At 65.9% G+C, this 19,717-nt stretch carries 13 protein-coding genes; 10 read left to right on the top strand and 3 right to left on the bottom strand.

From position 1 onward, the window contains the following. Nucleotides 1–54: 54 nt before the first annotated feature. The gene (locus IPM16_11330) at nt 55–549 is read right to left on the bottom strand and encodes a GIY-YIG nuclease family protein (GenBank protein ID MBK9123694.1); all 495 of its coding nucleotides are present in this window, start codon (nt 547–549) and stop codon (nt 55–57) included. 213 nt (nt 550–762) lie between these two features. Between IPM16_11330 and IPM16_11325 the strand changes: the two genes are divergently transcribed. The 10 genes from IPM16_11325 to IPM16_11280 all read left to right on the top strand — a co-directional run bounded on the left by IPM16_11325 (nt 763) and on the right by IPM16_11280 (nt 17,990). Next, a complete protein-coding gene (locus IPM16_11325; protein MBK9123693.1) occupies nt 763–2,700 on the top strand; it encodes an alpha/beta fold hydrolase in 1,938 nt (645 codons plus the stop codon). Further along, nucleotides 2,697–4,184 (top strand): xylulokinase, encoded by a 1,488-nt coding sequence (gene xylB / locus IPM16_11320; GenBank protein ID MBK9123692.1) that lies wholly within the window; start codon nt 2,697–2,699, stop codon nt 4,182–4,184. The genes IPM16_11325 and xylB overlap by 4 nt, the downstream gene beginning before the upstream one ends. Before the next feature lie 135 nt (nt 4,185–4,319). Next, on the top strand, nt 4,320–7,730 hold the full coding sequence (locus tag IPM16_11315) for an FtsX-like permease family protein (protein MBK9123691.1): 3,411 nt from the start codon (nt 4,320–4,322) through the stop codon (nt 7,728–7,730). Then, nucleotides 7,727–10,954: an FtsX-like permease family protein gene (locus IPM16_11310; GenBank protein ID MBK9123690.1), complete on the top strand. Its 3,228-nt coding sequence runs from the start codon at nt 7,727–7,729 to the stop codon at nt 10,952–10,954. Before IPM16_11315 ends, IPM16_11310 begins: the two co-directional genes overlap by 4 nt. 11 nt (nt 10,955–10,965) lie before the next feature. Beyond that, nucleotides 10,966–11,826, top strand: a complete 861-nt coding sequence (locus tag IPM16_11305; protein ID MBK9123689.1) for an ABC transporter ATP-binding protein — start codon at nt 10,966–10,968, stop codon at nt 11,824–11,826. A gap of 2 nt (nt 11,827–11,828) precedes the next feature. Then, entirely contained in the window at nt 11,829–12,506 is a 678-nt protein-coding gene (locus IPM16_11300) for an ABC transporter ATP-binding protein (protein MBK9123688.1), read from the top strand. Nucleotides 12,507–12,628: 122 nt separating this feature from the next. Continuing rightward, nucleotides 12,629–13,297 carry a putative N-acetylmannosamine-6-phosphate 2-epimerase gene (locus IPM16_11295; protein MBK9123687.1) on the top strand — a complete coding sequence of 223 codons (669 nt, stop codon included), beginning with the start codon at nt 12,629–12,631 and terminating at the stop codon, nt 13,295–13,297. Nucleotides 13,298–13,320: 23 nt separating this feature from the next. Continuing rightward, entirely contained in the window at nt 13,321–14,328 is a 1,008-nt protein-coding gene (locus IPM16_11290; GenBank protein MBK9123686.1) for a Gfo/Idh/MocA family oxidoreductase, read from the top strand. A gap of 3 nt (nt 14,329–14,331) precedes the next feature. Next, nucleotides 14,332–16,206: an exo-alpha-sialidase gene (locus tag IPM16_11285; GenBank protein MBK9123685.1), complete on the top strand. Its 1,875-nt coding sequence runs from the start codon at nt 14,332–14,334 to the stop codon at nt 16,204–16,206. After that, entirely contained in the window at nt 16,203–17,990 is a 1,788-nt protein-coding gene (locus IPM16_11280) for a fumarylacetoacetate hydrolase family protein (protein MBK9123684.1), read from the top strand. Before IPM16_11285 ends, IPM16_11280 begins: the two co-directional genes overlap by 4 nt. A gap of 9 nt (nt 17,991–17,999) precedes the next feature. Here IPM16_11280 and IPM16_11275 read toward each other — a convergent pair whose 3' ends face one another. Together IPM16_11275 and IPM16_11270 are read right to left on the bottom strand one after the other, a co-directional pair. Further along, nucleotides 18,000–18,890 carry a dihydrodipicolinate synthase family protein gene (locus IPM16_11275; protein ID MBK9123683.1) on the bottom strand — a complete coding sequence of 297 codons (891 nt, stop codon included), beginning with the start codon at nt 18,888–18,890 and terminating at the stop codon, nt 18,000–18,002. A 32-nt stretch (nt 18,891–18,922) separates the two neighbouring features. Continuing rightward, nucleotides 18,923–19,714 (bottom strand): aldolase, encoded by a 792-nt coding sequence (locus IPM16_11270; protein MBK9123682.1) that lies wholly within the window; start codon nt 19,712–19,714, stop codon nt 18,923–18,925. Nucleotides 19,715–19,717: the final 3 nt, after the last annotated feature.

Here is a 19,717-nt window from a genome sequence, read left to right as displayed (position 1 = left end):
GTGACACGGATGCAAGTTCCCCTGCGACGAGTATAGCGACAAGCTGCGGCGGCGTCACAAGATTCGAGGCGAGTTTTCCACAGCCCAGACGACTATCGACTCGCCAGCAACCCGCCGAAGCATGTCGACTTGGACCGGGCGCGGAAAACCGATCAGGTGCGACACGCACGCACAATCCGACGCGCCGAAACGCGGGATCGGCACGAAGGACTCGGGCAGTCCAAGCAGGTCGCTGGCCCATCCATGCTCCGATGCCGCATCCTGTGCGTACCATACTTCACGGACTACCGCCGCCGTGCGGAACCAGTCGATGTGCCAGTGCGGGCGTCGCACCGGCGCGAGGTGATGCCGGATGCGTCCGCGCAGTCCGCCGCTCCCGAACGCGCTGCCGACGTAGGCATACCATCCGGCCGCAACGTCGAACGTGCCAAGCCGCCCGATTTGCAGCGTCGTGCCCGTGTCGGCGCACAGGATCAGCACGTATGTACCGGGGGCGGATGGAACGGCCTCGATCGGGTATCTGCGTTGGGTCTCGGGTTTCGTAGCCAAGCCGACGGATGCCTTGCGGTGTGAAGCGGTCGCTCCATTGTACGCGCGGCGGCAGGTTACGCGCACAGTTCGCCGCAGGTCCGAAAGCGGATTGTCACGAAGCACATTACAATCGAGCTGTGGCTTGCCGCTCGTCTGCAACGATTCCCGAGGGATCGCATCCTGAGCGCAACCCGTATACCGGCACTTCCCTGGCGGGATCGAGGCACTCCGATGCGCAACCTGGCCGTTCTGATCGCGTTTCTCCTGTTCGCTGTCGTTCCCGTCGTCGGCCAGTCTGGCGACTATCCACTGCTCTTCGAGTATGACGAAGACGCTGATGACTTCTATGTAGTGCTCGATGTCGACGTGATTGCAGGCGCGACGCTCGACGTGGAGATCGAGAACGGAGAAGGCATCTACTTCTACATCTACAGCGACGGCGGCGACCTATTCGAAGGCGAGTCACTCGACGATTTCATCGCTCCATTCGACGGCACGCTGACGATCGAGATCTACTCCTACAGTGAGGCCCAAGGTGTGCTGCGCGTACTCGCTCCGGACGACGCGCCTGTTTCGCCCCCCGCGACGACCGCCGGTGGCGACTTCGGCGCTGTCGAGTGCCCGTTTGACGTGCAGCGCAACCTCGACGTGCGGTGCGGGACGTTGAGCGTTCCGGAGAACCGCAGCGATCCAAACAGCGCGACGATCCAGCTCATGGTCGCCGTGATTCCATCGCGCTCGCCCAGCCCCGCGCCTGACCCGATCGTCTATCTCGAAGGCGGACCGGGCGGCAGTGCGTTGGCCGCGGTCGACACGTGGTTCAACTCACCACTCCTCGACCGCCGCGACCTCGTTCTGTTCGATCAACGCGGTACCGGCTTCAGCGAGCCTTCGCTCAACTGCCCGGAGATGGACGAGGACACGTCGGTAGAGGCGGTAGAGGAATGCCGCGATCGGCTGTTGGCGAACGGCGTCGACCTCACGGCCTACACCAGTGCCGAGAACGCCGCCGATGTCGAGGCGCTTCGGCTTGCGCTAGGCTACGAACAGGTTAATCTGCTCGGCATCAGTTATGGCACGCGTCTCGCGCTGACCGTCATGCGTGACTATCCCGACGGCGTGCGGTCGGTCATCCTCGACAGTGTATATCCGCCGAACATCGACACGAACTATAACGTCGTGTCCGACACCTACGAATTGATCAGCCGCATGTTTGCCGACTGTGCCGCCGATCCGGCTTGCAGCGCAGCGTACCCCGACCTCGAAGTGCGCTTCTACGACCAACTCGAGGCGATATCGGCCAGTCCGCCTGAGATCGAGAATGCCGACGGTGAATTGGTCGAGTTGTACGCCGAAGACGTCATCCTCCAGTTGATCGACCAGCTCAAGACGACCGGCCTGATCAGCGCGATTCCGGCAACGCTCGACGCGTTCGCGTCCGGCGATTTCGACACCTATGTTGACTTGTTCACCAACGGGGCGGGCGACAGCCTCAGTAGTTCATCTGAGCTGGCGCAGGAATTGGCGCAGGAGCTGACCGAAGACGAACTGAACGAAATCCGGGCGCTTGCGGCCGATAACGACATGGCGGCTATCGCCCAACTTCTGGCCGACATCTTCGAACTGACCGACGAGGAGGTCGGCATCGCGGCGCGCGGATTCATCGACCTTGGCGTGGATGTCGACACAGTCGAAGCTGTCGAACCGCCCGACATCGACGACGACAGCGAAGGCATGAACCTCAGCGTGCAGTGCAGCGAAGAAATGCCGTTCATGTCGGTCGAGGAAGCCGACAGGCGCGCCGACGCAATCGACATGCCGGAGCTGCTGCGCGACGAGCTCAAGGTCGGTACCCTTATCGAATTCGAGCAGTGCGCCGTTTGGCCGGTTGGGCAACTGGATGTGAACGAGAATCAGCCGGTGGTGAGCGACATCCCGACGCTCGTACTGAACGCTCGCTACGATACCGCAACGCCGCCGTGGTGGGGCGAGCTAGCCGCCGCGACGTTAAGCAACGGCTTCAGCTTCGAGTTTCCGATGGTCGGACACGGCGTGATTGACGGTGGGCCGTGCCCGATGTCGATGGTGCAGGCGTTCGTCGAGGATCCGCTGGCAGCGCCAGACTCGTCGTGCATTTCATCTATGGACGCCGACTTCTGGACGCCGTGACTCCGCTGACGCTCGGGATCGACCTCGGTACGTCGTCGGTGAAGGTCGTCGCTGTGGACGACCGCGGCGGAGTCGCCGCCAGCGGAACGGCGGCGTATCCCGTGCTTCGGCCGCAGCCCTCCCACGCCGAACAAGACCCCGGCGTATGGTGGGAAGCGGTTGTCGCTGCTGTGCGCCGCGTCGTAGACGCATTGCCCGAACCATCGGCCATCGTCGCCATCGGCCTGAGCGGGCAGATGCACGGAACTGTGCTGCTTGGTGCGGACGGCGAGCCGCTTCGTCCCGCGGTCATCTGGCCTGATCAGCGCTCGTCGCGCGAGGTCGATGCCATGCTATCGACGCACGGCGAGGCGTGGTTCTTGTCGCACACAGGCGGCCTACCCGCGACGGGTTTTCAGATCGCGACGCTGCGGTGGATTCAGACGCACGAGCCGGACATATGGGCGCAGACTCGTCACGTGCTGCTGCCGAAAGACACCATCCGCTGGCGGCTGACCGGCGTGTTGTCGACCGATCCCAGCGACGCATGCGGTACCGGCCTGCTCGATATCCGGGCACGGTCGTGGTCGGCGGATGTGTGCGCCGCCGCGGACGTTCAGCAGAGCCAGCTCCCGCAACTTCACCCGTCGCGGGCCGTAGTGGGGGCGCTTCAGCCGACGGCCGCGGATGCGCTGGGCTTGCCGCATGGTCTGCCAGTCGTGAACGGCGCAGCCGACACGGCGTGCAGTGTGCTGTGCGCCGCGGCGACATCGCCGGATACGCTGCTCGTCACGCTCAGCACTGGCGGACAGATGGTGTGGCCGCAGCGCGAAGCGACTGTCGATGCAGCGGGCCGCGCATACACGTTCTGCTCGGCGCTCGACCCGGCGAGCGGCGCGGCGGGATGGTACGTGCTGGGCGGGCCGTTGGCGGCAGGACTGGCGCTCAACTGGGTGCTGGAGCGAGTCGTCGGGGCGCGCTCGGCCGAGGATCGCGATGCGATACTTGCGGCAGCTGAGACTGTCGGGCCGGGTGCGGGCGGGCTGACGTTCGTGCCGACGTTGATCGGCGAGCGCACGCCGCGCCGCGACCCGCTGGCGCGCGGCATGTTTCACGGGCTGTCGCCGGAACACGGCCAGCCTGAACTGGTGCGCGCGGTACTGGAAGGTGTCGTGCTGGCGCTGCTCGACGGGTATTCGACATTCGAGGCGTTGGGCGCTCAGCCGCGCCAATTGGTCGTGTCTGGTGGTGGGGCCAACGTGTCCGCATGGCGGCAGATGCTTGCCGATGCATTCGCGCTGCCGACATGCTGGCTTGCGGCGGGAGATCAGTCGGCGTTCGGCGCGGCGGTGCTGGCCGGTGACGGGGCCGGGCTGTATGACGCGGCTGCGGCTGTTAAGGCATGGGCGGCCTGTCGCGAGACGCTGGCGCCGAACCCGGATGTGACGAGGATCTATCGAGAGCGCCTTCACGGCTACCGCCGCGTGCGCGACTCCGCCGTGTGACGAATCGGCGGCGAACGACGGGCCAACATGGCGGACTCTGGTTAGGTTCGTGTTGGATTTGTTGATACGCGATGGTGGGGTGGGGTATTCCCTTGCCGGCATGATTACCGCCACCGAGGACGAATCACGGCCAATTTGAACGCTTCTCCGACCGACACGCCGAGTGCGGCCCGACTGCCGCGCGCGCTGCCTGCACCGCTGTGGATTATCCGGTCGGCGGCCGAACGCCTGACCGCCGAGTGGCGCGCGTTGGCGACGATTATTGTCGGCGTGTTCCTCACGGCCGCGATCGCCGCTGCCATGCCGCTGTACAGCGCGGCGCTCACGCAGTACGGCACCGTGCAGCGCATCGAGTCGCGCCCGCCGGCAGACACCAGCATCTTCATCCGCACCAGCCTGCCCGCGCCGGACGTGGCCGGTCGGCGTGCCGCGCTTGACGCCCTGATCGCGGAACAATCGGCCGCATCGATCAAACCGTACGGCGATTGGCTTCGGGCGACACACACCACGACCGAGAGCAGCGACCTGTTCATCGTCTTGGACGGCGTCGACGCTGCCGGACTCAAGGCGCGGCTGGCGGCCTACGACGGTGTGGCGGACGCGGTTGATTGGGAGGGCCGGCCACCCACCGCCACAGCCGACCCCATGGAGGTCGCACTGAGCGACCTTGGCGCAGAAAGGCTCGACGTCGGCGTGGGAGATCGCCTGACGCTCGATCAGCGCGGCTGGGAAACGAGTCAGCCGATCGACGTCGAGGTCGTCGGAATCTGGACGCCGGCAGAGTCGGACGGATGGCGACCGCTTCCATCGCGCGCGGCGCAAAACGAGGTCGCCGTGCTCGTCGATCGCGATGCGTTGGTACGAGTCGCGACACAGAATCTTCCAGACACCCGGCTTACCATGGCATGGTGGCTCGTGTTCGATCCCAGCGCGCTGCCTTTTACCGAATTGATCGCGGCGGCAGAGTCGGTGGCGTCCTTCGGCGACGCGGCGGAGATCGCGTTCACCAGCACGCTCGGTGCTGCATCAAGCGGCGTGGTCGTGCAGACGCGGCTGCCGGAGGTTCTGCGCGGGGCAGGGGCTAACGTCGCGGCGATCGGCGTTCCGACGGTCATCATCCTGCTGATGGTTGGGGTGCTCGTCCTGTACTTCCTGTTGGTGATGGGCGCGCTGACGCGCCGCCGCGAACGCCGCGAACTGTCCGTGCTGCAGACACGGGGCGCGCTGCGCCGGCAGATTCTGGTAATGCGCGGGGTCGAGGCTGCATTGATCAGCGGGGCCGCCGCGCTGGCGGCACCCATCGCCGCTCGCGCGTTTCTGCTCGTGTTCATCCCGCTTGTGACTGGAGTCGAGCGGCTGAGGCTGGATCTCACCGCGGATGCCTATGTTTTCAGCGCGGTGGCTGCCGCAGCTGCCTTCGCCGTTCAGCTCGTCACGATGTGGGGGCCGCTTAACCTACCGTTGATCGACGCGGGCGGGGCGCGCCGGCGCAGCGACGTGGCCGCGACCTTTCAACGCTACTACCTCGACATCGTGCTGCTGGTTGTCGGCCTCGCCGCGTTGATCCAGCTTTCGGCTGCCCGCGACAGCACGACCGACCGCGGCGATCCGCTGCTGCTGCTTGTGCCTGCGCTGCTGCTGTTCGCGTTGTCGAGCCTTGCGCTGCGCCTGTTCCCCGTGCTGACGTCGGCGCTCTCCCGCCTGCTGACGCGATCCAGCGCGCTTCCTGCCGGCCTAGCCGGGTGGCAAATCAGCCGCGAGCCGCTGCACTATGCGCGCCTCACACTGCTGCTGGCGCTGGCGGTCGTCATCGGATGGTTCGGCACGACGTACCGCGCCGTCGTGGAGGATAACCGCGTGTCGCAAGCGGAGTACGCCGTTGGCGCGGATGTTCGCCTGACCTACGGCAGGTCGGACCTGCCGCCGGTCGACGCTATCTCACGGCTGGAAGGGACGTCGGCCGTCTCGCGCGTGCTCCGTCTCGACGGAATCAGCTTGGCACCGGGTGGCAGCGTGTCGCTGGACACGGGTACGCTGCTTGCCGTGGAACCCGCCGCGTTCGAATCGGTCGTGCGCTGGCGTGACGATCTTGGCCCGCTGCCGCTTCCCTCTGCGGCGAATTTCCCACCTGTCGGGCGCATCCTGCCTGAAGGCGCGACGTCGATTGTGTTCGAGGCCCGCCTTGCCGGCGTTGAATCGCAAAGTGATGCGCAGGCCACCGCAGCCCTTGTGACCGAAATGCGGTTCTCCGCAATCCTGCGCGATTCCGCTGGACGGTACCAGACGGTGCCGTTCGCGGTTGACGTTCCGGAGACAATCGTCGAACTCGCCAACCGCAGCCCGTTTCAAACGGAAGGCGTGGAGGAGCGCGATCGTGCGCTAGCGGCGATCACGTGGATACAGTACCGTGCCGACCTGCCCGAGTCCGACGCCGGGTGGACGCTGATCGGAATCGGTGTCGAAAGCGGAGGCGACCGGTCGCTGTACTTCGCGTCTGGCGCCACGCTTGGGCTGCGCGGATTTCAGTTCGACGGCGCCGACGCTGCCGGCGACTGGTTCAGCAGCGGCTGGAGCGAGGCCGGGCTGACTGGCGTGAACATGGAGCCGCTAGGTGGCGGGCCGGATGCGCCGGAGGGCAGCGTGACGTCGGTCACGTGGGAGCAGGCGCCTGCTCCCAGCCCGGGTCAGTGGGTACTCTATGTGGATGGGGCGGATTACGCGGCCATCGTCGCCGATGAAGAGAATGCACAGCAGTACGCGCTGTCCGCGCTCGTCAGCCCGGCGTATGCAGCACAAAACGAACTCGAACCGGGCGACCTGTTCAGTCTCGGGATCAATCGCGCCGAGGTGTGGCTGCGGGTGGACGGCGTTGCTCCGTTCGTACCGACGTTGGACGCTGGCGACGGGCTGGTTGTGGTGACCGATCTGGACGGTTTGGAACAGTGGCTCGGCAGCCGGCCGCGCTCGGCCGTGCAGCCCGGCGAAGCGTGGGTCCGGCTCGACCCGTCGGTCGATGCTGCGACGTGGACGGATGCGCTGGAGTCCGCCACCGGAATCCCGGCGTACAGCGAGAGCGTCAGCATCGACTCGGTGCTTGAGACCGTGCAGGCCGACTTGCTCACGACGGGCCTGATCGGCCTGCTGCTGCTGGGATTCGTGGTCGCGCTCGTGCTGGCCGTGTTCAGCCTGATCGCCTACGCGGCCATCACGCTGCAATCGCGCCAGCGAGAGTTCGCGGTGCTGCGCGCGTTGGGCTGGGGGCGGCGTCTGGTGGTCGCCAGCATCGTCGTCGAGCAGGCCGTCGTGGCGGTCGTCGGGATCGCGCTTGGGCAGGCGATCGGCATATTCCTGAGCGGGCAAGTGCTGCCGCTGCTGGCCGGCGCCGAGCCGGGTAACGCCTTGCCATACGCGATACGTCAGGAACCGGTGGCGGTGCTGGCGTTTGCCGGAGTCATGCTGGCCGTGCTGGCCGTGCAAGTCGCCGTGAGCGGCCTGTTGATCGTCCGTCAAGGCGTCACGGCGGTTCGTGAAGGCGGTCTCGAATGATCCGGTTGGCTGTGCGGCAGCTCGCTCGTGAACGGCATGTGGCGATCATTCTCCTCGCCGCTATCACCATCGTGACCGGATTCGCCGCGTTCGCGCCATTGTATATGCGCATGCTCCGGTCCGCCGAGTTGGATGCCCGCCTCGATTCATTGACCGACCGGCAGCAGCGCCTTGAAGTCACCCGTGACTCCCCGCCGGAAACCGACTTGCTTGAGCCGATACGCGCACAGATCGGATCGTACATCGTCAGCGAACACCGTTTCGCTTACGCACCGGCGCGGACGTGCAGCCTTGCGCTGTCCGGCGAGTCGTCGGCATGGTTGATGCCGTGCTACCGGCAGTACGCCTATCCCGACATAGAGCGTGACTTTACTGTGCTGGACGGGCGGCTGCCGGAACCGCGCGAGGATGTCATCGAGTTTGCGCTGACGCAAGCCGCTCTCGATGCGGCCGTGACGCTCGACCCGAACTTGCGCCCGGTCGTGGGGTCGCGTTTCGCCACCTCGGATGGCCTGCAGCTCAAGTCACTCGAACTGGTGGGGATTCTCGCGCCGGTGGAGGCCCAAGCATCGCCGCGCTGGGACGCGCAGGAGTCGATTTTCGGGTCGATCATCAAGTCGTTCGACAACGCGCCGGACGAACTCGACTGGGGCATCATCGTCCACCCCGACACGCTGGCCGGCGCGCTCAACCGCACATCGCCGCGTGCGTACGTTAGCCGCGCAGTGCTGCGGCTGGACCACATCGAAGGCCGCGACCTCGACGCCATCGAACGCCAGCTCGATGCCGGTTTGGATGCGCTGCGCACGACCGATCCGACGCTTGAGATCAATTCGCCGCTGTCGACGTTGATCGACGCGGTGCGCGCCCGCATGGGTTCGATTGCTGGACCGGTCCTGCTGCTGGTTGGCATGGTGCTGGCGCTGCTGCTGTATACCCTGGTGATCACGGGATCGCTCGCGCTTGAGCGGGCACGCGGCGCGTGGGCGCAAATGGGCGGTCGTGGTGCAAGCGCGCGGCAGTTGGTCGTTGCGCATGCCGTGTCGATGGGCTTGCTGTCGGTTGCGGCGTGGCTGGTGGGGCAGGCCGTCGCGTTCGTGCTAGCGGGGCTGCTCACGGCAGTCGGGCCGCAAGCGTCGGTGATTGCCGCGCCTTCGGCCGCCGATCTACCTGCCGAATCGTGGCTGTGGGGCGGGGCCGCTGCTGTGACGTCCGTCGTCGTGCTCACACTGCCGGCTGTGCCGCTGGCGTTGACCGACTTCGCCCGGTTGCGCCAGAGCGCGGGACGCACATTTGGCCGGCCTGTATGGGCGCGGTTCTACGTCGACATCGCGGCGCTGGCGCTCGGCATTGCGTTCACAGCCCGCGCCGGTGCTATAGATGCGCTCAACGATCCGTTCAGCATGGCCGGACCGGTCCTCGTCATTGTCGGCGGTGCGCTGCTGTGGCTGCGCGTGTTCCCCGTCGTAACCCGCGTTCTGGGGGCGGTAACTGCCGGCCTGCAAAGCGTGAGTGTCAGGCTCGCCTTGTGGGGGGTCGAACGCAGCCCGGCGACCTTTGGTCAGCTTGTTCTGCTGGTGGTGGGTACGCTGTCGCTTGGGATCGCATCGCTGGTGATCGCGCAGACCCGTTCGGATACGGCATGGGAGGCGGCGCAAGCGGCGCTGGGCGCCGATGCCGTGCTTACAGTTGCACCGACGGCGTTCGATCCGGCCTTCGACTACGAAGCGATTGACGGGATTTCGCGCGCCGCGCCGCGCGTCGAGTTGAACAGCGGCGGTACGCCGGATCGGCCCCAACTTATTGTGATCGGCTATGGGCGGGCGGACGAACCGCCGATTCAGGCGCTTGAGGCGATCGAACGCCCTGTGGCGGGTGTCGAACTTCCTGCCGATGCCGTAAGCGTGGCGGTCGACGTGTTCAGCCCGGCCGACGACGCCGTGACGACGGCCGCGGTGACGGCGCTGATCATGAACGCTGATTCGATCGTCGCGCGTGTGCCGTTGGATGCGCCGGACGAGACGTTGACCGACAGGTGGCAGACGTATGCCGCACCGCTGGAACCGGGCCGCCTTGGCCGTACGCCATGGCGGCTGATCGGGATCGAACTGCCAAGCGCGCGCGAAGAACCGGTTGAAGGGTCGCGCGTCACCTCCTTTGACCACGCCGTCCTGCTGGGCGAGATCCGTGCTGTGGGCGCGGACGACGGCGAGATCGCCCTCGTCTCCGACGGCGCTGCACCGCCGGAAGTCTGGTCGAGGCCGGAGGCCGCAGGACGATTTACCGACACCGTGCTGAGCTTCGAGCGGAGCGACATCGCGGCGCCCGCGGGTGGCAGCGCGCTGCGCGTGCTCTACAGCCGCAGCATCGGGTTTTCATCGTCGACGCCGACACTGCTGCTATTCGCGGTCGATCAGCCGCTTCCCGTTGTCGTCACGACGGCGTTTGCCGACGACGTCGGCGGACGCAGCGCACTGCGGCGGCCGTTAGCGCCGGGGGACACGGGGTCTGTGCAACTTGACGATCCGTCGTCGCCCATCGGACGGCTGCGCATGTCGTACGTAGTCGAGGCGGTCATTCCCGCGCCGCCACCGTACAGGTCCGACCAGGCGATGGTGTTTACACGCGCCGACTGGCTGCAAAGCGCGATCAACCCGACGCGCGCTTCGCTGCAAGTTGGCGTCGCGGTGAACCGGGTGGTGTTCGACTTTACCGAACGCGAGCCAGCCGGAATCCGGGACGCGCTGATGCGGTCGCCGGGCGCATTGGGGATAACCACGGCCGGCGAATTGTTCGCCGCGCAGCAGCGCGATCCATTGGCGAATGCGATAACCGGACTGTTGTTTGGCGGGTTCTGGGCCGGGCTTGCCCTGCTGATCGTGCAGAGCGGTTACTTCGCGGCGGTGTCGCTGCGCCGGCGCGCCGAGTCGTTGGGCGTGCTGCGGTCGTTGGGCTGGCAGCAGCGGCAGATCACACGCATGCTGGCGGCCGAGTATGCGGCGGTTGTCGTGCCTGCGCTAGTCGTCGGTACGGCGTTTGGGCTCGGGTCCGCGGTGTTCCTGCTGTCGCTGCTAGGTAGCGATCCGGCGCGGATGGTTGTGCCGATCGCCGGGATCGGCGTGTTGATCGGGCTGGTGGCGACGCTGTTCGTCGTGCTGGTCGGCTGGTCAAGCGCAGTGGTTCGGCGGATCGAACTGGTCGATGTGCTGCGTGCGAACGGATAAGGACAGGGCCGATGGCGTTTATTGAATGTGACAACCTCGTCAAGATCTATAAAGTAGCGACGCTCGAGGTCGTGGCGCTCCAAGGCCTCGACCTGATCGTCGATCAAGGCGAGATCATCGCCCTGATCGGGCCGAGCGGCAGCGGCAAGTCGACGCTGATGAACGTGTTGGGCGGGCTGGACGTGCCGTCAGCGGGGCGGGTGACGGTCGGCGACTTTAACCTGACCGAACTCAACCGGCGGTCGCGTGTGGAGTACCGCCGCAGTGCGATCGGTTTCGTGTGGCAGCAGACATCGTACAACCTGATCGGCTACCTGTCCGTGCGCGAGAACGTCGAACTGCCGATGATCTTCGCCGGTGTGTCGGCCCCGGAGCGCGCCCGACGCGCCAGTGAACTGCTTGAGGCGGTCGACATGGCTGGCCGCGACCGCGCGCGCCCGAGTCAACTGTCTGGCGGCGAGCAGCAGCGCACCGCATTGGCGGTGGCGATGGCCAACCGGCCGCAGCTTCTGTTGGCCGACGAGCCTACCGGCGAGGTCGACAGCGAAGCGGCGGAACAGATCTTCGACACGCTGCGCGCGCTCAACCGCGCGTATGGCGTCACGATTGTGATCGTCACGCATGACCACAACGTCAGCAAGCGGGTCAACCGCGTGATCGGCATGCGCGACGGGCGCGCCAGTATCGAGGTGCTGCGGCAGGACGGCGAGGGCGGAGTCCTGCTTGACGAGGAAGAATTCACCGTGCTCGACCGGGCCGGCAGGCTGCAACTTCCGCACGCGTTCATCGAAAGGCTGGGTATGCGCAACCTCGTCCGCCTGCATCTGGAAGACGATCACGTCGCTGTGTATCCGACCGAGAAGGAGGCGTGACGATGGACGCGATGGTGTGCGTAGAAGGGCTGTCGCGCGTATTCGGGCGGGCCGAGGCGCCGGTGCACGCGTTGAGCGATGTCTCGCAGGCGTTCGAGCGCGGGCGGATGACGGCCGTCGTCGGGCGCAGCGGAGCAGGCAAGACCACGCTGCTCAACCTGATCGCAGGGCTGGACCGGCCCACCGAGGGCCGGGTATGGATCGACGGCAGCGATGTCACGGCGCTGGGCGAGGACGAGAAAGCCACGCTGCGACGCGACAAGCTGAGCTTCGTGTTCCAGAGCTTCGGTCTGCTGCCGCTGCTCACCGCGGCGGAAAACGTGAGCATCCCGCTGCGCATGCAGCATGTCGCGCGGACGGAGCGCGAACGGCGTGTCACCGAGGCGTTGGAGTGGGTGGGACTGCGTCCGCGCGCCGACCATCGGCCACATGAACTGTCCGGCGGCGAGCAGCAGCGCGTGGCGCTGGCGCGTGCGTTGGCCGCACGTCCTGCGCTGATGCTGGCCGACGAACCGACCGGTCAGCTTGACAGTTTGACCGGCAAGAAGGTGCTGGCGGTGATGCGTCAATTGGTCGACGAACTCGGGATCACGCTCATCGTCGTGACTCATGACGTGCAGGTGCGGGACACCGCAGATGTCGTGATTCATCTGCGCGACGGGCGGATCGTGGATGGCTAGGCCGTTTCACCGCCTGACGTCGTGGAAGGCAGTTTCCGCATTGTAGAAAGCGCGGCGTTGGTGCGTGCGTGGATCGGCGTACAATAGAAAGGGTCCAGGTCTGGGCCCGACGTACTGCCGCCATGACAGCCATCGTTTCGCTCATCCCAACACGCTCGATCATCGTCTCGTGTCAGGCGGAGGCCGGCACGCCGACCGACCGCCTCGAGACTATCATCGCGTTCGCCCAGTCGGCCGTGCTAGGCGGTGCGGCGGGCCTTCGACTTGCCGGCGCCGAGCACATCGCCGCCGTTCGGTCGGCAGGGATCGCCGTTCCCATCATCGGAATTGACAAGCAGTACTCGGCCGACGCGCCAGTCCTGATCACGGGTGACCGGCGGCAGGTCGCGTCGCTGGTCAACGCCGGCGCGCAAATCGTCGCGTTCGACGCGACGCCACGCACCCGCCCGTCGTCGTTGAACGAAATCATTGACGAAATGCACGCGTGCGGTGCACTGGCGCTGGCCGATCTGCGGCACGCGTCAGACGCCGAGGGCGCACTTGATGCCGGCGCGGATGCGCTCGCGACGACGCTTTCGGTATGGGACCTCCCCGACTATGTGCCGGATATAGCGCTCGTCTCCGAACTGGTCCGGCGCTGGAGCGTCCCGGTGATCGCCGAGGGGAATTTCTGGACGCCGCAGGATGTGCGCCGAGCGTTCGATGCCGGCGCGCACGCAGTCGTGATCGGCTCGGCCATCACGCGGCCGTGGAAGATCGTCGAGTATTTCATCCGCGGGTCGACATCCTGAGCGCGGATGGGAAGGAGCGGCGCATGTGGCGGATCGGGATCATCGGCGCGGGCCATTACGGCGAACAGCACGCGCGAGCGTTGGCGCAGATCGACCGCGCTGCGATCACCGCAGCGTCACGCACCAACGCCGAAGCCCTGCGGGCCTTCACGGATCGCTACGGTGGCAGCGGCTACACCGACTACGCCGACCTGCTGCGCGATCCGGCGGTCGACGCGGTAGTGATCGCCACGCCGCATCATCTACACACCGACATCGCTATCGCGGCGGCCCGAGCCGGCAAACACATCCTGCTCGAAAAGCCCATGGCGCCGACGCTGGCCGAATGCCAGCAGATCGCCGACGCCGCGCGCGACGCGGGCGTGCAGCTGATGCTGGGTCACGTCAACCACTTCGCGCCGGCGTACCGGGTCGCCAAATCGATCCTCGAATCTGGCGAGATGGGCGACGTCGTGCTGGGCACGGCGACCATGCAGAAGCAGTGGATGGAGTCGAACCGGCGCGAGTGGCACCTCGACCGTTCGGTCGGCGGCGGGGTGTGGCTCACGGTAGGCATCCATCCGGTCGACCGCATGACGTGGCTGATCGACTCGCCGGTCACGCATGTGTCGGCGCAGTTGTCGACGCGCTTCTACGACCAGCAGGCCGACGATACCGGCATGGCCTTCTTGCGCTATGCCAGCGGTGCGGCAGGCACGGTTGTGTCGGTCGGGTATTCGGACGGCGCGCCCAAGCACCTCACCGAATTGGTGTGCACCCGCGGCGGGATGAACGTCGATTACGCGGGCGGCGTGAGTATCGGCCGCGGCGATTCGTGGCGCACGGTGCCGGAGTCGGTGCCGGCGGGCGACTGGATGCTCGAAGCACTGGTCGGCGAGTGGGTGGGGTTCCTCGACGCGCTGGACAGCGGCGCGCCGACACCTGTTCCGCCCGATTTCGCGCTGCACATCATGCAGATCATGTTCGCCGCAGAGGAATCGAGCGCGACGAAGTCCGAAATCGCGATCGAGTCGCTGTGGACGCCGGGCTGATTTATGGAGAGGCACGGGCCGCAGGCGCGCTGGCTGATTGACGAGATCGGCACGCTGGACGAGACGAGTTACCGCGCCGGACTGGGCACGTGGCCGCGCTCGTTCACACTCACTGCATGGATGTATCCCGTCCGGTCGGCGGGCCGGCAGGTCGTGATCCGGCTGAACGCGCCGGACGTGCCGGGGTGGAGTATGGTGCTGGACGGCGGTCGCTTGTCGGCCGAGTTCGGCACGGCCGAGACGGTCGCGGCGCGCGTTGACGGGCCACGTGTCGACATGGTGCAGTGGACGTTCACCGCGCTGACAATGGACGCTGCGGCCGGTACGATGCAGTTAACGGTCGGCGCGGTTCACGCTGAGGCACAGGTCGATACCGCGGCGGTTTCGCCGAATCTGCTGATCGTCGGCGGATACACCGACGCTGCCGGCGGGCACTACGATCACACCTTCGGACGCGGCGGCACGGGCTGGGTCGATGACGTATGCATGTACGACCGCGTCATGGATGCCGGCGAATTGGCAGCGCTCGCCGTCGTAGGTGGCTCGGCACCGACGGCCCGCATTGAGTTTCGGCCGGACGGTGACGCACCCTGTGACGTGCACTTTGAGGCGGCCGGCGCCGTTGCCGCGCGCGGAGTAATGTGGGACTTCGGCGACGGGACGAGCGCGGTTGGCCGAAAGGTTGCGCATCGTTACGCCTACGCTGGATCGTATGACGTGCGCGCGACTGTGATTGGTACAGGGCACCAGCAGGCGGTGGCGCATGCGACAGTGACTCTGGCGGGCGCGGCCGACCCGCTGACGCGCGTGCCGGTGTTCATCAATGGGACGGAAGGCCACGCGTGCTACCGCATTCCGAGCATCGTCCGGGCGGCGAACGGCGATTTGCTCGCGTTTGCCGAAGGCCGGCGCGACTCGTGCAGCGACTCGACGCCGGTCATTCGCATTGTCGGCAAGCGCAGCACCGACAACGGCGCGACATGGGGGCCATTGCAGATCGTCGCGCGGCACACATTCGACGGCGGCGAGCACGCGCTGATGAACGCCTCGCCGGTGGTGGATATGGCGGGTGGGACCGGCCGCGTGATCCTGCTGTACAACCTGATGACGGCGAACGAATGGGCGCTGGCGCGCGGCGAGGGCCGCAACCACACATACTGCATCGTCAGCGACGACCACGGCGTGACGTGGAGCCTTCCGCGCGACATCAGTGACCAGATCGGCCGGCCCGAATGGCGGATTCAGCGGCCGACGTTGGGCCACGCCGTACAGCGCGCCGACGGTCGCATCCTCCACGCCAGCACAATCACCGTCGGCGACTCCAGCGTGTTCGATTCGCAGAACGTGCTCGTGTGGTCGGACGACCTCGGCGAGACGTGGCGCCATGCCGATCCGTGCCCGACGATCGGACTCAACGAGGCCACCGCCGCGGTGCTGGATGGCGGTACCGTGCTCATCAACTGCCGGGCGTATTTGAACGGTCAGCCGGTGGGCTTACGCGCGCTGACTCGCGCAATGTTCGAATCGGACGATTCGGTGCAATATGGCGAGACGGTTTATCATCCGTTGTTGATCGACTCGGCCGTGCAGGCCAGCATCCTAAAGGTCGGCTCGTACCTGCTGTTTTCGAACCCCGCGCATCCGAAGGCGCGCCGGCGGTTAGCCGTGCACGTGAGCGCCGATGGCGGGCACGTATGGTTGCTCGGGCGCGTGATTGACGCCGGGCCAGCGGCCTACAGCGACCTCGTTCAGCAAGCGGACGACAAAGTTGGCGTGCTGTACGAGCGCGGCAATCAGGGCGGGATCGTGTACGTCAATTTCGACCTCGACTGGCTGGTCCGCGATCCGTCAAGGTTCGACTCTAGGGGAACACCATGAAGCTGGCGACGTTTGATTCGCAGGGCACGGAGCGTTTTGGGCTGGTCGTCACGCACCCGCTGACCGGCGAGGACTGGGTCTTCGAGCCGGGACCGTCGCAGGTGCGGCTTGCCGAGTATGCCAAGCGCGGCACGTCGCCATATTTCGGGACCCGGCCGGTGTTCTGGGACTCGCCGCCGGCCGATATGATCGGCTTCCTCGAATCGGGCGCGGACGGCATGGCGCGGATGCGCCGCTTCCACGACTTCCTCCTAATATTCCTCGCCAAGAACGACACATTTATCCTGCTGGGCGCCGGGCATCGTATCGCCGACGTCAAACTGCGCGCACCGATCCCGCGCCCGCGCTTGATCTTGGGCCTTGTGCAGAACAGTCCGACCGTCTGGCGGCACGTGCCGGAACGCCAGCATCTCAACGTGTTCCCGCAAGGGCATCAGCGGCCGCAAGGCACTGTCATCGACCCGGGCGATCCGGTCGTGCTGCCAAATTCCGAGCGGGTTAGTGGCGGTTGGAATCCCGAACTGGCGGTCGTGATCGGCACCGGCGGGCGCGACATCCCGGTGTCGCAGGCGATGGCGCACGTCGCCGGCCTGACGATCGTGTCGGACGTGACGGTCGACTACTTCCGCAACGACATGTTCGCCCAACCCGAGCCGTGGGACTGGTTCGAGGATGCGATGACGTCGTGGGGGGACAAGAAGTCCGACTCGCGCTTCCCGATGGGGCCATATCTGGTCACGATGGACGAGGTCGGCAACCCGTACGACCTGATGATCTACACGCGGCAGTCCGGCCACCTGCGCGACCGGTCGCACACCGGCGCGATGCACATCGGCATCGAGCGGACGATCAGTTGGCTGTCCTCGTTTCGCGCGCTGCACCCCGGCGACGTGATTCACATGGGGACGATGGGCTACGACGGGTCGCCGTTCCTGTTCGACCCGGTCGAGGGCGACGTGATCGAAAGCGAGATCGAACGGCTCGGTGTGCTGCGCAATCCGGTGACGTACCTGCCTGAACCCGAGACGGGCCGGACCGATGCCGCGCCGGTGGAGGTCGTCCCGCCTGCGGTGCGCGTCCTCGTCGGAACGCCTGATGAATCGATTGCATCGGCCGAGGTGTGGTCGGTTGAACGCGCGCGGCACTTCTGGACAGTGTTCGGCAACTATGCCACGGCCGATCAGGCCGAAGGGATGACGAGCCGGCCATACCCGCGCTTTCTGGCCGCGCCGAATACGGCGCTCGCCGCCAGCGGGGCATCGGTGCGCATCCCGTCACGGGCGCGCACCTTGTCGGTCGGCTGCGAGCTGGCATGCGTGATCGGGCAGGTGACAAGCCGTGTCTCGGTCGAGGACGCCGCTGCCGCCATTCTGGGCTTCACGCCAATGGCCGTGATTCGCGACTCGTCGTTCAAGGATGCCGTGGTCGAGCCCGCATCGCTGCAGGAGCGGCACCTGCCGGCGGTCTATGCGCGCTGGGCGGACGGGTTCAACGTCGTCGGGCCGGTTGCGCCGCTGGAAAATGATTCGTGGCGGGGCAGGGCGTGCACGATCGCTGTCGACGGCGTCGGGGCGGTCGAGACGAACACAGCCGACTACTTGTTCAGTGCCGCGCAGGTGATCGCGTACATCACGCGCTACATCACGTTGTTCCCGGGCGACGTGCTGGCGTTGGGGCCGCTGGGGCGCGAGCTCGCGCTGCCTGATGTGGCGTCACGCGGTCCAAACCTTGCGGGATACGCTGAAATCAGCGGGCTTGGCCGCGTGACGTTCACGATTGGATAGCTGCCCGCTTTACATCGCCACAAGCTGCTCATAGTCGGTGCGGGCCAACAGGTCACGCAGCGCGCTGCGCTTTTCCGCCGACAGCGGCAAACCCGGTAGCCGCGGACTGCCCATCTCCACGCCGACGATATCGCTCAAGACCGCTTTCAACGAGCCGCTAAATCCGATCTCGATCATCGCGGACGTCACGCGGTTGGCGCGCAGTTGGAGCGCGTGCGCGTCGGCGAAGCGGCCTTCTTGCACCGCGCGATAGATGTTGAGATATGCGCCCGGCATGAAATTAAGTGTCGACCCGATCAGGCCGTTTGCGCCGGTCATCAGGCCAAACGTGGCCTGCTCGTCCATGCCGGAGAACATCGTCCACGCGCTGCCGCCGAGGTCGATGATGCTGCGCATTTCGTACATGTTGGGTCCGGTGTATTTCGCGCCGCCGAGATTCGGAATGTCCATGACACTGCGCATGAGCGCGACGCTGTCGAGGCGTGGGTTGAGCAGGTAGATCAGAAGCGGAAGGCTGGGTGCCGCTGCGGCGATTGCACGGTAATAGCGCCCAATGCTTTCGAGCGACTCGTACAACGGCGGGATGATGCTGCTGATCGCCACCGCACCATGATCGCACGCGTGGCGAGCGTAGGCTTCCGCATCGCCAGCGGCGACCGCGCCGACGTGTACGATCACCGGTACACGCCCGTTGATGTGCCGCAGCGACGATTCGACCAGCTTTTGACGTTCGGCGAAGGACGTAAACACGCCCTCGCCGGTTGTGCCCCCGACATAGAACCCATACACGCCCTTTCCGATCAGGTAGTCGATCAACGCGTGCAAGCTGTCGAGGTTGACGGTGCCGTCCGCATTCGAAGGCGTGACGAGCGCCGGCCAAATGCCGCTGAAAACGTTCATGGTGTCCTTCTTCCACATCCAAACATTGTGAGTTAGCCTGCCGTGATCACCGACCGCAAGTGGCCGAGTTCGTTTCGGAGTGCTTCTGCGACAAACAGCGTATCGCCGCGGAAGCTGATGAAGTTCATGCCGCGGTTGAACATGGCAGCGGCCGACTTCGCGTCGGTATACGGAATGTGCATACCGACCCCGACGCCAGCCGCCTTACAAGCCGCGATGATCGTATCGACCGCTTCGACGAAGCGCGGGTGATCGTACTGCTCGGGCACGCCGAGGTTGATCGACAGATCGTGCGGGCCCATGAAAATGGCGTCGATCCCACCGACGGCAAGAATATCCGGCAGGTTATCGATGCCCGGCGTGCTTTCGATCATCACGACCAGCACCGAGTCGGCGTTCCACGCGTCAAGATACGTCTTGGTTTCGGAGTTCGGAAAGCGCCCGGATGCGACTGCGTCGGCCAGCACCTTGCCCTTGAGCGGGCGGTACTTGGCCGCGCCTACGACTTCTCGCGCCTGTTCGACCGTCTCCAGATACGGCACGATGACGCCGTGCGCGCCGGCATCCAGCACCATGGCGGCCTGCGATGCCGAGATCTCAGGGATGCGTACCAGCGGCGCGATCCCGTACGCCGCGTAACACTGGCACGCCCATGCGATCGTCTCGCGGTCGGCAGGCGAGTGTTCGCTGTCGAGGAAAACATAATCGACTGGGGCATAGTTCGCGAAGAACTTCGGCCAGCGCGCTTGCCCGTAGCCTTCCATGCACACGCCGAACACCGGTTTGCCTGCTTTGAGCTGCTGCTTCAATTCCAGACCACGCATGTT

Origin of the sequence: Candidatus Flexicrinis affinis, from assembly GCA_016716525.1 — a bacterium.
GTDB classification, from domain to species: Bacteria; Chloroflexota; Anaerolineae; order Aggregatilineales; family Phototrophicaceae; genus Flexicrinis; species Flexicrinis affinis.
The sequence above is the reverse complement of the archived record's forward strand: the minus strand, read 5'-3'. Positions and strand labels throughout refer to the sequence as shown.